The sequence below is a fragment of the Thaumasiovibrio clandestinus genome (genome assembly GCF_047250365.1).
Taxonomy (GTDB): Bacteria; Pseudomonadota; Gammaproteobacteria; order Enterobacterales; family Vibrionaceae; genus Thaumasiovibrio.
The window spans coordinates 237,693-250,651 of the sequence record NZ_JBLBVL010000002.1 but is presented as its reverse complement, the minus strand read 5'-3'; the positions used below and the strand labels follow the sequence as shown (position 1 = coordinate 250,651).

At 46.4% G+C, this 12,959-nt stretch carries 16 protein-coding genes; 12 read left to right on the top strand and 4 right to left on the bottom strand.

The features are described 5' to 3' along the window. The first annotated feature begins 81 nt into the window (after nucleotides 1-81). The gene (gene gcvH / locus ACKLNH_RS04195; RefSeq protein ID WP_413110987.1) at nucleotides 82-474 is read left to right on the top strand and encodes a glycine cleavage system protein GcvH; all 393 of its coding nucleotides are present in this window, start codon (nucleotides 82-84) and stop codon (nucleotides 472-474) included. 64 nt (nucleotides 475-538) lie between these two features. Here gcvH and ACKLNH_RS04190 read toward each other — a convergent pair whose 3' ends face one another. Further along, nucleotides 539-742, bottom strand: coding sequence for a DUF1107 domain-containing protein (locus tag ACKLNH_RS04190; RefSeq protein ID WP_413110986.1), 204 nt, complete (start codon nucleotides 740-742; stop codon nucleotides 539-541). Nucleotides 743-1,089: 347 nt separating this feature from the next. Between ACKLNH_RS04190 and ACKLNH_RS04185 the strand changes: the two genes are divergently transcribed. Further along, on the top strand, nucleotides 1,090-1,239 hold the full coding sequence (locus tag ACKLNH_RS04185; protein WP_413110985.1) for a hypothetical protein: 150 nt from the start codon (nucleotides 1,090-1,092) through the stop codon (nucleotides 1,237-1,239). Between the two features lie 15 nt (nucleotides 1,240-1,254). Here ACKLNH_RS04185 and ACKLNH_RS04180 read toward each other — a convergent pair whose 3' ends face one another. Beyond that, on the bottom strand, nucleotides 1,255-1,746 hold the full coding sequence (locus ACKLNH_RS04180) for an aminoacyl-tRNA deacylase (RefSeq protein WP_413110984.1): 492 nt from the start codon (nucleotides 1,744-1,746) through the stop codon (nucleotides 1,255-1,257). Nucleotide 1,747: 1 nt separating this feature from the next. Beyond that, complete coding sequence (gene ygfZ, locus ACKLNH_RS04175; protein WP_413110983.1) at nucleotides 1,748-2,731, bottom strand: tRNA-modifying protein YgfZ; 984 nt, start codon at nucleotides 2,729-2,731, stop codon at nucleotides 1,748-1,750. 179 nt (nucleotides 2,732-2,910) lie between these two features. On the opposite strand from ygfZ, the gene ACKLNH_RS04170 reads away from it, so the two are divergent. Then, nucleotides 2,911-3,171: an FAD assembly factor SdhE gene (locus ACKLNH_RS04170; protein ID WP_413110982.1), complete on the top strand. Its 261-nt coding sequence runs from the start codon at nucleotides 2,911-2,913 to the stop codon at nucleotides 3,169-3,171. Then, the gene (locus ACKLNH_RS04165) at nucleotides 3,143-3,565 is read left to right on the top strand and encodes a protein YgfX (RefSeq protein WP_413110981.1); all 423 of its coding nucleotides are present in this window, start codon (nucleotides 3,143-3,145) and stop codon (nucleotides 3,563-3,565) included. The genes ACKLNH_RS04170 and ACKLNH_RS04165 overlap by 29 nt, the downstream gene beginning before the upstream one ends. Nucleotides 3,566-3,676: 111 nt before the next feature. On the opposite strand, the gene nadB is transcribed toward ACKLNH_RS04165, so the two are convergent. Further along, the gene (gene nadB, locus ACKLNH_RS04160) at nucleotides 3,677-5,299 is read right to left on the bottom strand and encodes an L-aspartate oxidase (RefSeq protein ID WP_413110980.1); all 1,623 of its coding nucleotides are present in this window, start codon (nucleotides 5,297-5,299) and stop codon (nucleotides 3,677-3,679) included. Nucleotides 5,300-5,597: 298 nt separating this feature from the next. On the opposite strand from nadB, the gene rpoE reads away from it, so the two are divergent. The 8 genes from rpoE to era all read left to right on the top strand — a co-directional run bounded on the left by rpoE (nucleotide 5,598) and on the right by era (nucleotide 12,951). Next, on the top strand, nucleotides 5,598-6,176 hold the full coding sequence (rpoE, locus tag ACKLNH_RS04155) for an RNA polymerase sigma factor RpoE (RefSeq protein ID WP_413110979.1): 579 nt from the start codon (nucleotides 5,598-5,600) through the stop codon (nucleotides 6,174-6,176). A gap of 67 nt (nucleotides 6,177-6,243) precedes the next feature. Next, the gene (locus ACKLNH_RS04150; RefSeq protein ID WP_413111260.1) at nucleotides 6,244-6,873 is read left to right on the top strand and encodes an RseA family anti-sigma factor; all 630 of its coding nucleotides are present in this window, start codon (nucleotides 6,244-6,246) and stop codon (nucleotides 6,871-6,873) included. Further along, a complete protein-coding gene (gene rseB / locus ACKLNH_RS04145) occupies nucleotides 6,870-7,955 on the top strand; it encodes a sigma-E factor regulatory protein RseB (RefSeq protein ID WP_413110978.1) in 1,086 nt (361 codons plus the stop codon). The genes ACKLNH_RS04150 and rseB overlap by 4 nt, the downstream gene beginning before the upstream one ends. Before the next feature lie 126 nt (nucleotides 7,956-8,081). Continuing rightward, nucleotides 8,082-8,579, top strand: a complete 498-nt coding sequence (locus ACKLNH_RS04140) for a SoxR reducing system RseC family protein (protein WP_413110977.1) — start codon at nucleotides 8,082-8,084, stop codon at nucleotides 8,577-8,579. 67 nt (nucleotides 8,580-8,646) lie between these two features. After that, nucleotides 8,647-10,443: a translation elongation factor 4 gene (gene lepA, locus ACKLNH_RS04135; RefSeq protein ID WP_413110976.1), complete on the top strand. Its 1,797-nt coding sequence runs from the start codon at nucleotides 8,647-8,649 to the stop codon at nucleotides 10,441-10,443. Between the two features lie 18 nt (nucleotides 10,444-10,461). Then, a complete protein-coding gene (lepB, locus tag ACKLNH_RS04130) occupies nucleotides 10,462-11,364 on the top strand; it encodes a signal peptidase I (protein ID WP_413110975.1) in 903 nt (300 codons plus the stop codon). Nucleotides 11,365-11,374: 10 nt separating this feature from the next. Further along, nucleotides 11,375-12,049 (top strand): ribonuclease III, encoded by a 675-nt coding sequence (gene rnc / locus ACKLNH_RS04125; protein WP_413110974.1) that lies wholly within the window; start codon nucleotides 11,375-11,377, stop codon nucleotides 12,047-12,049. After that, nucleotides 12,046-12,951, top strand: coding sequence for a GTPase Era (era, locus tag ACKLNH_RS04120; protein ID WP_413110973.1), 906 nt, complete (start codon nucleotides 12,046-12,048; stop codon nucleotides 12,949-12,951). Before rnc ends, era begins: the two co-directional genes overlap by 4 nt. The last annotated feature ends 8 nt before the right edge of the window (nucleotides 12,952-12,959 follow it).

Below are 12,959 nucleotides of genomic sequence, written 5' to 3'. Positions count from 1 at the left end.
ACACAGTTCTAAAGTAGTGATTAATCAGTGTGCAGTTGTGCCGTTGATTCGTCTCTGGTATCGGTATAAGGATATTCAATCATGACTCTTGTTCCATCTGAACTGAAATTTACCAACAGCCATGAATGGGTTCGCTCTGAAGGTGATGGCGTCTATACGGTCGGCATTTCCGATCACGCACAAGCGATGCTTGGTGATATGGTTTTTATCGACTTGCCCGACATTGAAGACTCGTTTGATGCCGGTGATGATAGTGCTGTGGCAGAATCGGTAAAAGCGGCCTCTGATATCTATGCGCCACTGGGCGGTGAAGTGGTGGCCATCAATGAAGAATTGGAAGGCTCGCCTGACTTGGTTAACAGTGATCCTTATGGGGACGGCTGGCTATATCAGATCAGAGCGAGTGATGAAAATGAGTTGGCCGATTTATTGGATGCAGAGAGTTATCAAGAATTGATAGCTGACGAAGAGTAGCACTGTCTACAGCCTCGATGTGCCAAGTTAGTAAAACTCAACAAGCCCCGCGAGGGGCTTGTTTCTATTCAATAACGCGAATTCGGCGTATTTCAGCATTAACTTCTTTAATGGTTTTATAGTGGTGGTGTTGGGGCTTATCAGGCACAATTAAAAAACCCTGATCAAACTCGTACCCGCCGCGTCCCTCAATATAAATCCTTCCGCTAAATAGTCGGATAATATGCTTTGCTACAAGTTTTGGTGAGTAGCGCTTAAACATGCGCATATCTTATTTTTCCCTTGTTTATTATATCTAACCAACAGAGTCAGTATAAAAGAGAACGGGAATGCATATTGTGAGCTTGTCAGCATAACGCGCTATTTGCACTGGTCTGATGTTTATAAAACTCGATCTTGGTTCATACAGGTAGAATTATAAACTGCTTATGTGGCATTTAGTAGAATGGCGTCGATTATAGCTAGAGCGTGTGTTTGGTGAGGATTGTTATCATTAGGTTAATTATTGCCCGCTTTGCCGAGGTTTATTCTGTTTTTGTTTTTTTTGTAGTGTATATGATGGATTTCAGATAACTGAGAAGGCGCTCTCGCTTAGCGGATCATGGTGTAAAAACGATGGAAAATAGAGAGTTGTTATCTTTTTATCTGTTTGTAAGCTTAGTCGCGTATTTAGGCTTTAATCGTCAAGCCAGTCTGATAAAAAGAGGTGGCGATAGTCGTTATCGCCACCATTTCAATGTGTTTACTGGGTGGAGTAAGCTCTAACCGTGGCAGAAGCTCTTACGGGTTAGATTCCGTGTCGCGGCAAATCGGTACATACTCAGCATCAAGAAGTTGAAATAGCTTATCGCGTTGTATAGCCAGCCCAGCCATGTTGTCACCACTACTGATCGTGATGAATTCATGGTCTAACAGTTGCGGGTCAATTATAACAGGAAGCTTATTTGGTAAGCCTATTGGCGTCACGGTACCGGGCGTAAAGCCGGTAATTTGGCGGACACGCTCTGCTTTGACACACGTCATGCGGCGGCATTGAAGGTGAGCGCGCACTTTTTTAGGGTCTACTTGCTTGTTGCCCGGCAAACAGGCCAGAGCATGTAGTCCTCCCATGTCTTCCAGCAACATGGTTTTGACCATTTTCTCTGGTTGAACACCGCGTTGTCGTGCGGCGTCTTCAATGCTGGTTGCAGGGGTTTGATGCCAGAGGATTTGGTATTCAATCCCCGCCATGTCGAGCGTTGCTGTGACGCTGGTGTGTAATGGCACAGACATATTACTGCTCATCATCCAATGAGTAAGGTAGTGGTGTGAGTTGACACAGGGACTCTGGCGCGTTCGCAAAGCGCAATGCAGTTTCAAGCTCAAGATCATTGGGTAATACGGCCAATGCTATCGCCTCTCCATCATCTGCGCGGCAACCAGCGATAATAACGCCACCTCGACGCCAGCTATCACCAACCTGCCGTTCAACTTCATCGCCAGCACAAGGTGTGGTATCACAATGACCGCGCACAATAAACATGGCTCGCTTATTGATTCCACGGTATTTGGCTCGGGCAACCATCTCTTGTCCGGTATAGCAGCCTTTCTTAAAACTAATGCCGCCGACTGCTTGCAAATTTAGCGCTTGAGGCAGGTGTGTTCCCCATGTCGCCTCATCAATGCGCGGACAGGCAGCCTCAATTTCGTACAGTTCCCATAACGCCGTGGAAGCGAGAGTGAGCTCATTGGTTGTCATCAGTGTGTCTGCAAGAGAGGCTTCAGCCATAATAACCCAACGCTGCGGGGCGACTTGTATCGCCATGCTGTCAGCATGATGGCGGATAGCTCCGTCGCCTGTGAAAAGCTGCTCAATGAAGGCTGTGGCATTCATACCCGACAAACCTAGCAGAATGCGCTCATCAACGGTAATGTCGACCTTAGAGAAAACCGCATACTTTTTTAGTTCTGCAACTTGTTTTGGAGTAACACTGCGGCGTTGTAGATAGCCATAGCCATTAGAGGTAGAAAAAACACGCATCGCACTGTGCATTCTCCCTTTTGCATCACAATGGGCGGCAAACGAAACACTGTTTTCTGGCATGGTCACTACATCACAGGTCAGTTGTCCTTGTAAGTAATGACGTGCATCTGTTCCAGTGACAGTAATCACTTCCCACTGGCTTAGATGGTGTAAGGCCAAAAGAGGGCGCTGATCAGATTGAAAAGAGGCGAGAGAGAGTTGGCTGAATTTTTCAGCCTTAGGCCACGATGACATACGTTTTCCATTTATTATGAGCGATTATGGTTTATGGTAATGGGGTTATCTCTATTTGTCAGCATGCAAATGCAATCGTTAAGCTGGCTGACGAAGATAGCGAGTAGTGATCCTAATAATGGTCTAGTGATGGAATGGCTGTTAGACTGGTTAAAGATTATTTTACAAAAGGAATCGCCATGCTTTCGGCAGAAGATAGAGCGCGCATCAAATGGTCATGCCGCCGTGGAATGTTAGAGCTTGATGTTATTGTTATGCCTTTCTTTGATGAGTGTTTTGACGAATTGAGCGAAAAAGAACAGCAGGACTTTGTTGCTTTGATGAAGTGCGATGACCCAGATCTTTTCTCATGGATGATGGGACATACCCGAAGTGATAATCTTGCTATTGCTGCCATGGTGGACAAAGTCGTTGCACACAATCGCAGTAAATTGCGTTGAGCTATTGATTACCCCTTCTAATAAGGCGTATCGCTGGTGGCGATACGCCTTTTTTTTACTATTGATTTTATTGTTATTGGTGTCGATGCCTGTATTAAATAAAGCCGTTTTGGTCGTGATGGTTTGTCGACTTTATCGTGAAGGGAGGGTTAGATTGCAATGTTACTCGGGGCGTTTGCACTTAGTCAGAAATGGAACCCTTATTTGGAATAGGATGCAGGGTGAATGGGGGACGCTTCAGTTTCACTGTCGTTGCTTAATCATTCTACGGGTGCGTTATGCCCATCAGTCTGACTGGATATGGCTATTTGCAGATAGTTGCTCTGAACGTAGCTTTCGTCATTTGAGTTTGCTTACCCGCTACCCACTGCTTAAAGACGAGCCTTTGGCCTGAGGGACTGCTGTCGCAGCGATGGCATGTATGGGATAAGAGCAGTTTGCATCAGGACGTAAAAATGCCAACCGATGAAGGTTGGCATCTTAATGGAACATAGGCTGCGTCAATTTAGCAAGGATCTTTTGGTGTGAGAATTGTTGGTGCTTTACATGACTCCACGGTGTCTGGGTAGTCCATGGTGTAGTGCAGACCACGACTCTCTTTTCTTTCGAGTGCAGATGTCACCATTAGCTCCGCTACCTCAACCAGGTTACGTAACTCAAGTAGGTTGTTTGAGACGCGAAAATTCGCATAGTAGTCATGGATTTCTTGCTTGAGCATATTAATACGACGCATAGCTCGCTCTAGACGCTTGGTGGTTCTAACAATACCAACGTAGTCCCACATAAAGAGGCGTAGTTCGTGCCAGTTGTGCTGAATGACCACTTCTTCGTCCGAGAGATTAACCTGACTTTCATCCCATAGCGGTAATGCTGGCGGTGTCGGTGCTTTGCTCAAAGCGGAAGAGATATGCTGCGAGGCAGACCATGCATAGACCACACACTCTAACAGTGAGTTTGATGCCATTCGATTAGCCCCATGCAACCCGGTATAGCTGACCTCTCCAATAGCATAAAGCCCATCAAGATCGGTTTTCCCGCTTTTATCTACCATAACGCCACCACAGGTATAATGCGCTGCAGGGACGATAGGAATCGGCTCTTTGGTAATGTCGATTTGGAACGTTAGCAGCTTCTCATAAATCGTCGGAAAGTGCTTTTTAATAAAGTCGGGATCTTTGTGGCTAATATCGAGGTACATACAGTCAGCCCCAAGGCGCTTCATTTCGAAATCGATCGCACGTGCAACAATATCACGAGGAGCTAACTCTTTGCGTGGGTCAAAATCAGGCATAAAGCGACTACCGTCAGGGCGGCGTAAATATGCCCCTTCACCGCGTAGGGCTTCGGTGAGGAGATAGTTATTGGCTTCAGGGTGATAAAGGCAAGTTGGATGGAACTGATTAAATTCCATGTTGGCCACACGACACCCTGCACGCCATGCCATCGCAATGCCATCGCCAGAAGAGACGTCTGGATTTGATGTATATTGGTAGACTTTTGAGGCGCCACCGGTGGCTAACACGACAAATTTTGCGCGGATGGTTTCGACGTGTTCGTCTTCTCGATTCCATACGTAGGCACCAAGCACGCGATTACTGGCTTGGGTGTGGCCTAATTTCTGATGAGTGATCAGATCGAGCGCGTTATGGCGTTGAAGAATGTTGATATTTGGATGATTGAGCGCATTTTGTTGCAAAGAGATTTGCATGGCCATGCCTGTAGCATCGGCGGCATGAAGAATGCGGCGATGACTATGACCGCCTTCGCGCGTCAAATGATATTGAGCAGCTTGACCTTTTTCACCTTCGATACGATCAAAGGGAACGCCACCATCAATAAGCCACTGTACACATGTCTTTGCATTTTCAGCAATGAAGCGTACCACGTCTTCATCGCATAAGTGTGCACCAGCAATTTGAGTATCTTCTACGTGTGAATCAACACTGTCTGCTTCATCAAAGACAGCAGCAATACCGCCTTGAGCGTAATAGGTTGATCCTTCAGAGTAAGGGCCTTTACTCAGTACCGTTACCTGACAATTGTTTGCTAACTGGAGTGCCAAAGAGAGGCCAGCAGCGCCACTGCCGATAACGAGTACATCACAGTAATGTTCACGGTTTTGCTTCATGTCGATTTCATATCCCTGCGTTAATCTGTACCATAATATCAAATTTCTGTTACCTAATGCGCATTTATCTGCTGAACAAAAACGAAGTTGTTGGTAATTTTCACCTTTGGTTAACATGATAGAACGGTGGTAATGCTATGCTTTACGGCTGTTTGATGAAAATTTGTTCTTTAATTCTCGTTTTTGGGAACTTAGGTTTTAGTTGCGTGTCCTATGTAGGACTCACTGTGTGCCCGAGTTGTTGTAGCATAAGCGCTGGCATCCGGATGAGAATATAACAATAGGAGTACCCGCTCGAATGGGCGAGCATTTAACTGATAAAGTATTGATAGAGAGAGTCCAACAAGGTGATAAACAAGCGTTTAATCTGTTGGTTCAGAAGTATCAAAACAAAGTTTGTAATTTAGTCGCGCGTTATGTAAGTAACAGCGGCGATGTTCCAGATGTGGCCCAAGAGGCATTTATAAAAGCTTATCGCGCTTTACCTGGATTTCGTGGGGAAAGTGCTTTTTATACATGGTTGTACCGTATTGCGGTCAATACGGCAAAAAACTATTTGGTCGCTCAAAGTCGACGTCCACCTGCATCAGATATTGATGCTGAGGATGCGGAATATTACGAGAATGGCAGCGCATTGAAAGAAATATCGAACCCTGAGAACCAGATGTTGTCAGAAGAGATAAAGCAGGTGGTATTTAACACGATCGACAATCTGCCTGATGATTTGAAAACTGCAATAACTTTGCGCGAACTTGATGGATTAAGTTACGAAGAAATCGCAACAGTAATGGATTGCCCTGTGGGAACGGTAAGGTCGCGTATCTTCCGAGCACGGGAAGCGGTCGAAAAGCAGATCAAACCTTTATTGCACCATTAGCGGTGCGGTGAATAATTGGAGCCGAAGTTTCATGTCAAATAAAGACAACGTGACAGAGCAAGCATTCCTGAAAAAACAGGAAATGTTGTCAGCCTTAGTAGATGGTGAGTTACAAGATGAGATCTTGCTCGACGCCTTAGCAGAGGATGGCGATAGTGCCGCGCACTGGCAGAACTACCACTTGATTGGTGATGTGATGCGTGGTGATGCGCCACAGTCAGTTGACTGGGATATTTCTGCTCAGATCGCACGGGCTTTAGACGACGAGCCAGCACATATGCAGAAGGCTGATAATGTCGAGCCTATCGAATCACAGCCTAAGCCTGAGCAAGTGAGAAAAACATTACCAGCGTGGTTACGCAACCTCGGGCAAGTCGCGACGGCTGCTTGCGTGTCGCTAGTCGCGATTGTCGGTGTGCAGCAATATAATGGTGCTCAAGATGACACAATGTTAACGTCATCAGAGGCTGTTTCTGTATTAGAAACAGTACCATTTGCAGGAACCGTGCAACCAGTTAGCCTTTCAACTCGTCCTCAAACGGTTTCACAGCAGGTCCCAAGTGAAGCCCAGTTAGTGGAACAGCGCCGTCGTATCAATGCCATGCTACAAGATTACGAGTTGCAATTGCGTCTAAATGCAGAAGACGGAACGGTGGATCGTAGTCGTTTAGAACAACAGGTACAGGCAACGGAGTGACCATTAAGTACACGTCAACTACCTTGAATTGGTCATTGCGCAATGCGTTTTATGGGGGGGTGCTGGCAAGTGCTACCTTATTTTCCTCTTTGGTGCAAAGTGCAGAAGAGCCGGTTGTGCAAGCGAACAGTACAGACAATTCCACGGTCTCAGTCCAGGCTGATGTACTCGCAAAAACAGAGGTGTCAGCCGACGCCCTGATTGCGGCGTTAGGCCGTGCGAGTCACGAGCTTAACTACGAACTCTCTTATGTCGTCATTCGGCAAAATAGCATCGAGCCTGTGCGCTTGCGCCATGCCTTGAGTGAAAATGGGCGAACTTATGCTCATCTAGTGCACTTGAGCGGTCCATCTAAAGAGGTGATTCAACGCGGCGATCAAGTCAGTTATTTTGAGCCGGGCTTTGAACCTTTTACTATCGGTAGCCAACGTATGGTCGCGGCGCTGCCACCATTGATGTTAACTAACCTTGATGGTTTAGGGACCAGCTATGACTTTATTCCGATGGGACGAGCGCGTGAGGCGGGAGTCATCTGTAATGTGGTGCGAGTCGCGCCGAAAGATGGTCAACGTTACTCCTATTTGTTGTGGTTAGATGAAAACAGCAGTTTGGTTATGCGAGCGGACTTGCTGGATCGTGATGGTGAGTCAATTGAGCAATTACGTGTTGTGTCGTATGTTGTCAATCCACGTATTATCGATTTGCTCGAAGGGCTGGACGAGGTTGAATTGCCGCCAGTCGTACCCATGGTCTCTGCACGGCCTGCCACTGCATTAAGCTGGCAGGTGGGCTGGATGCCGCACGGGTTTGAAGCCGTAACCGGTAACAAACAGCGTATGATTGGTTCTCAGCGTCAAGTGGATAGCCAACTCTATTCAGATGGATTGTTTAGTTTTTCTGTCTACGTGGCCAAAGCGGATAATTTTACACTTCGCGAGCAATTAGTTCGGCAGGGGCGGCGTACATTGCATAGTCATGCGAGTAGTGGCTTCGAGATCTCCGTGGTGGGTGACATTCCGCCGTCTACGGCGAAATTGATTGCAGATTCTGTCTTCTTCATGCAGCAAGATAAACATCCCTAGTTTTTAGGGCGTTATTCGATAACAACCAAGGGCCTGATAGGCCCTTTGTTGTTATTTAAGTAATAAGCGCCATATTCTCGATGGCACAGTATATAATGCGACGGAAGTATTATAGAGGGTTTCACTATGATGACATCACTCGCAACAGTAGTAGCTGTTGAATCCGGTTGCGTTACCGTAAGCTGTGAGCAAAAAAGTAGCTGTGGTCACTGTGGAAGCCGTGATACCTGTGGCTCGGGCATAGTTAGCACTGCGATGCCAGCTAAACAGCACCATATTCGTATAGTGACAGACGAAACACTTAGCGTGGGACAATGGATAGAAATCGGCTTACCTGAACAGACTGTAGTGCGTTCTGCTGTGCTGATATATCTACTCCCGCTGGTAGCAATGCTACTAGGTGCAGTACTCGGGCAATGGTGGTTTTCCCCAAATACCAGTATGCATGAAGGGGGAACGATCATGGTTGCGGGTTTATTTTTTGGCTTAACTTTTCTTGGGGTTAAGCAATATTCGCAGCGTTTAGAAGCTGATTCAGACTATCAACCACGCGTACTTCGCGTGTTTGGAGAGCCGTTGTCTGCTAACATGATGATAAATGCCACACAACAAGATAGCGAGTAGCGGGGAAATTCGGTAGAATCCCGCTCTTATTGATCCTGATTTATTAAACGAGCTAGTCACGCCACTCATGAAGCACATTCGTAACTTTTCGATTATTGCCCATATCGACCACGGTAAATCCACCCTTTCTGATCGTTTGATTCAAGTTTGTGGTGGCCTTTCCGAGCGCGAAATGGCTGCCCAGGTTCTAGATTCTATGGATCTTGAACGTGAACGCGGTATTACTATCAAGGCACAGAGCGTGACGCTCGACTATAAAGCCAAAGATGGTGAAACCTACCAATTAAACTTTATCGATACACCAGGACACGTGGATTTCGCTTATGAAGTGTCACGTTCATTGGCGGCGTGTGAAGGCGCACTGCTAGTGGTTGATGCCGGTCAAGGGGTTGAAGCTCAAACGCTTGCTAACTGCTATACCGCCATTGAGATGGACTTGGAAGTCGTGCCAATCCTTAACAAGATTGACCTGCCAGCAGCGGATCCAGAGCGCGTCGCTGAAGAGATTGAAGAGATTGTCGGTATCGATGCCCTTGAAGCAACACGCTGCTCTGCAAAGACGGGCTTGGGTGTTGATGATGTCTTAGAGAACATTGTAAGGTCTATTCCAGCCCCTGAAGGGGATCCTGATGCACCGTTGCAAGCGTTGATTATTGACTCTTGGTTCGATAACTACTTGGGGGTTGTCTCTCTTGTTCGTATCAAAAATGGTAAGTTGAAGAAGAACGATAAGATCAAAGTAATGAGTACCGGGCAGAACGTTAGCGTGGATCGCTTAGGTATCTTTACCCCGAAGCAGCTTGATACTCAAGAGTTGAATACCGGTGAAGTAGGGTGGGTTGTGTGTGGTCTTAAAGACATCACTGGCGCACCCGTAGGTGATACCATCACCCATGCTAAAGGCGGAAGCGAGACGGCACTACCTGGTTTCCAGAAAGTGAAACCGCAGGTTTATGCCGGTCTGTTCCCTGTCTCTTCGGATGACTATGAAGATTTTCGTGACGCGCTGGGTAAACTGAGCCTAAACGATGCATCACTATTTTATGAGCCAGAGAGCTCGGCAGCACTAGGCTTTGGTTTCCGTTGTGGTTTCCTTGGCATGTTGCATATGGAGATCATCCAAGAGCGTTTGGAGCGTGAATACGACCTTGACTTGATTACAACGGCACCAACCGTGGTGTACGAAGTGAAAAAGACCGATGGTAGCGTGTTATATGTCGATAGCCCGGCTAAATTGCCAGCGGTGAACGATATTGAAATGATTGGCGAACCAATTGCTCGCTGTCATATTCTTGTTCCAAGTGAGTACTTGGGGAATGTTATTACCTTGTGTGTTGAGAAACGTGGTACACAGGTGGATATGGTTTATCACGGTAACCAAGTGGCGTTGACCTATGATATTCCAATGGCTGAAGTGGTCTTGGACTTCTTTGACCGTTTGAAGTCGACTTCGCGTGGTTATGCATCACTAGATTACAACTTCCATAACTACCAAGAGTCAGACATGGTACGTGTGGATATTCTATTAAATGGTGAGCGTGTTGATGCTCTCGCTATCATTACTCACAAAGATCATTCACAGTCACGTGGTCGATTGCTAGTAGAGAAAATGAAAGAGTTTATCCCACGCCAGATGTTTGATATCGCCATTCAGGCAGCAATCGGTAACCATATTATTGCTCGCTCAACGGTGAAACAGTTACGTAAGAACGTTATCGCAAAATGTTATGGCGGTGACGTAAGTCGTAAGAAAAAGCTGTTGCAGAAGCAGAAAGAAGGTAAGAAACGCATGAAGCAGGTCGGCAATGTCGAACTGCCTCAAGAAGCGTTTTTGGCGATTTTGCATGTAGGTAAAGACAAATAAATTAGGGATAGATAGTAAATGGCAAACATGTTTTCCTTGCTGCTGGTTCTTCTCACATTGGGAACTGGAGTGATTTGGGCACTAGACAAATTTGTTTGGGCGCCACGCCGTCAATTGAAGGTTCAAGCTGCAGTCGAGGCAGCAGGAGGAGAAATTGATGCCAAAGCCGCGGCATCTATTGCGACGCAGCCAAGTTGGGTTGAGAATGCGAGTTCGACATTCCCAGTGATTGCGTTTGTTTTAGTGCTGCGGTCTTTTATTTACGAACCGTTTCAGATCCCGTCAGGCTCGATGATGCCTACGTTATTGGTTGGTGACTTTATTTTGGTTGAGAAGTTCTCTTATGGACTTCGTGATCCTGTTTTTCGACATAAGTTTATTGAAACAGGGGAGCCAGAACGCGGTGATGTGGCGGTGTTTAAATACCCGCCACAACCGAATATTGACTATATTAAGCGTGTCATCGCTCTTCCTGGGGATAGAGTGCGATATAGCCCCAATAAACAGCTCTGTGTTCAGCCTCAAGGCACGACAACTTGTCAGCGAGTTGTTTTAAGTGAGATGGTCGACAGTGAGTTTGTTGAGGGACGTACGCGTCTGGTGCAGTTTAACGAGCAACTGGCAGAAGACTTCGAGCATCAAATTTTGGTTAATCCTATCAAACGTGATCGTGTCATGGCTTATCAGCCAAACCCGGGGCGTGGTGACTGGGTCGTGCCGGAAGGGCACTACTTTGTTATGGGGGATAACCGAGATAACAGTGCAGATAGTCGCTACTGGGGATTTGTTCCCGAGCAGAACCTTGTTGGAAAAGCGGTAGCAATCTGGATCAGTTTTGAATTTGATCGTGGTGCCGATAGTGTACTGCCATCTTGGATCCCTACTGGTGTGCGTTTTAACCGCATCGGTGGCATTAAGTAACTGAGAGACAATGACATCTCTAATTAATAAACTAGAGCGTAAGCTCGGATATGCGTTTACACAACGCAGCTTTCTTGATTTGGCGCTGACACATCGCAGTGCCAACAGTAAGCACAATGAACGTTTGGAATTTCTAGGAGATTCCATTCTAAGCTTTGTTATTGCTGACGATTTATATCACCGTTTTCCTACTGTGGATGAAGGTGATATGAGTCGTATGCGTGCGACATTGGTTCGAGGTAAAACACTGGCTGAGCTAGGACGAGAGTTTGAACTTGGCGATGTGTTGAAGCTGGGGCCGGGTGAACTGAAGAGTGGCGGTTTCCGTCGTGATTCTATTCTTGCGGATGCAGTAGAAGCGATTATTGGTGCGATCTATCTTGATAGTGACCTAGAGTCAGTGCGACCAATTATATTGGGTTGGTACCGTTCTCGATTGGACTCTATTCAGCCAGGCGTTAGCCAGAAAGACCCGAAAACACGTTTGCAAGAGCTACTACAAGGCAAGCGTTCCCCATTACCTGCTTATACTGTAACGCAGGTGAAAGGTGAGGCGCATAACCAAGAGTTTACCGTGCAATGTGAAGTAATGGGTTTGGATAAACCTGTTGTAGGAAAAGGCAGTAGCCGGCGCAAGGCAGAGCAGGCAGCAGCAGAATTGGCGCTAGGACGCCTTGGATCATGACCGAGAAGACTCATTGCGGCTTTATTGCCATTGTTGGACGACCAAATGTTGGTAAATCGACGTTGATCAACCGTTTGGTTGGACAAAAATTATCGATTACCTCGCGTAAACCACAAACGACACGTCACCGTATTATGGGTGTTGATACCCGTGATGGCTATCAAGCTGTATACGTTGATACGCCAGGTTTACACATTGAAGAAAAACGCACCATTAACCGTTTGATGAACCGTGCGGCAAGCAGTTCATTAACTGATGTTGAGCTAGTCCTGTTTTTAGTTGACGGTACTATCTGGACTGACGACGACGAGATGGTCCTCAATAAACTGAAGAAATCAGAGCTGCCAACCGTACTGTTGGTGAACAAGGTGGATAATGTGAAAGAGAAATATGATCTCTTCCCACACCTTGAAGCCCTGTCGAAAAAGATGGACTTTAAAGCAGTCGTTCCTATTTCAGCTAAGCACGGCTCTGGGGTTGATGCGGTTGAAGATATCGTACGTGAGCACTTACCTGAGGGTGAGTACTACTTCCCTGAAGAGTACGTAACGGATCGTTCGCAGCGTTTTATGGCATCGGAAATTATTCGTGAGAAGCTAATGCGTTTCACGGGGGATGAACTGCCTTACTCTATTACGGTAGAGATTGAGCGATTTGACTACAACCCAGACACCGATGGTTTTCATATCAATGGCTTAATTTTGGTTGAACGTAAAGGCCAAAAGAAAATGGTGATTGGTAAAGGCGGCGATAAAATTAAAACGATTGGTCGTGAAGCCCGTTTGGACATGGAAGATCTGTTTGAACGAAAAGTTTACCTCGAGTTGTGGGTTAAAGTAAAATCAGGTTGGGCTGATGATGAACGCGCTCTGCGTAGTCTTGGCTACATTGATGACCTGTAATTAACGAC

What these genes read in the sequence shown, in the direction of transcription:
- ACKLNH_RS04140 (WP_413110977.1), top strand. Translation starts at nt 8,082, where the DNA reads ATGATGACATCACTCGCAACAGTAGTAGCTGTTGAATCCGGTTGCGTT.
- rpoE (WP_413110979.1), top strand. Translation starts at nt 5,598, where the DNA reads ATGGGCGAGCATTTAACTGATAAAGTATTGATAGAGAGAGTCCAACAA.
- gcvH (WP_413110987.1), top strand. Translation starts at nt 82, where the DNA reads ATGACTCTTGTTCCATCTGAACTGAAATTTACCAACAGCCATGAATGG.
- lepA (WP_413110976.1), top strand. Translation starts at nt 8,647, where the DNA reads ATGAAGCACATTCGTAACTTTTCGATTATTGCCCATATCGACCACGGT.
- ACKLNH_RS04190 (WP_413110986.1), bottom strand. Translation starts at nt 742, where the DNA reads ATGCGCATGTTTAAGCGCTACTCACCAAAACTTGTAGCAAAGCATATT.
- ACKLNH_RS04170 (WP_413110982.1), top strand. Translation starts at nt 2,911, where the DNA reads ATGCTTTCGGCAGAAGATAGAGCGCGCATCAAATGGTCATGCCGCCGT.
- lepB (WP_413110975.1), top strand. Translation starts at nt 10,462, where the DNA reads ATGGCAAACATGTTTTCCTTGCTGCTGGTTCTTCTCACATTGGGAACT.
- era (WP_413110973.1), top strand. Translation starts at nt 12,046, where the DNA reads ATGACCGAGAAGACTCATTGCGGCTTTATTGCCATTGTTGGACGACCA.
- nadB (WP_413110980.1), bottom strand. Translation starts at nt 5,299, where the DNA reads ATGAAGCAAAACCGTGAACATTACTGTGATGTACTCGTTATCGGCAGT.
- ACKLNH_RS04185 (WP_413110985.1), top strand. Translation starts at nt 1,090, where the DNA reads ATGGAAAATAGAGAGTTGTTATCTTTTTATCTGTTTGTAAGCTTAGTC.
- ACKLNH_RS04180 (WP_413110984.1), bottom strand. Translation starts at nt 1,746, where the DNA reads ATGTCTGTGCCATTACACACCAGCGTCACAGCAACGCTCGACATGGCG.
- rnc (WP_413110974.1), top strand. Translation starts at nt 11,375, where the DNA reads ATGACATCTCTAATTAATAAACTAGAGCGTAAGCTCGGATATGCGTTT.
- ygfZ (WP_413110983.1), bottom strand. Translation starts at nt 2,731, where the DNA reads ATGTCATCGTGGCCTAAGGCTGAAAAATTCAGCCAACTCTCTCTCGCC.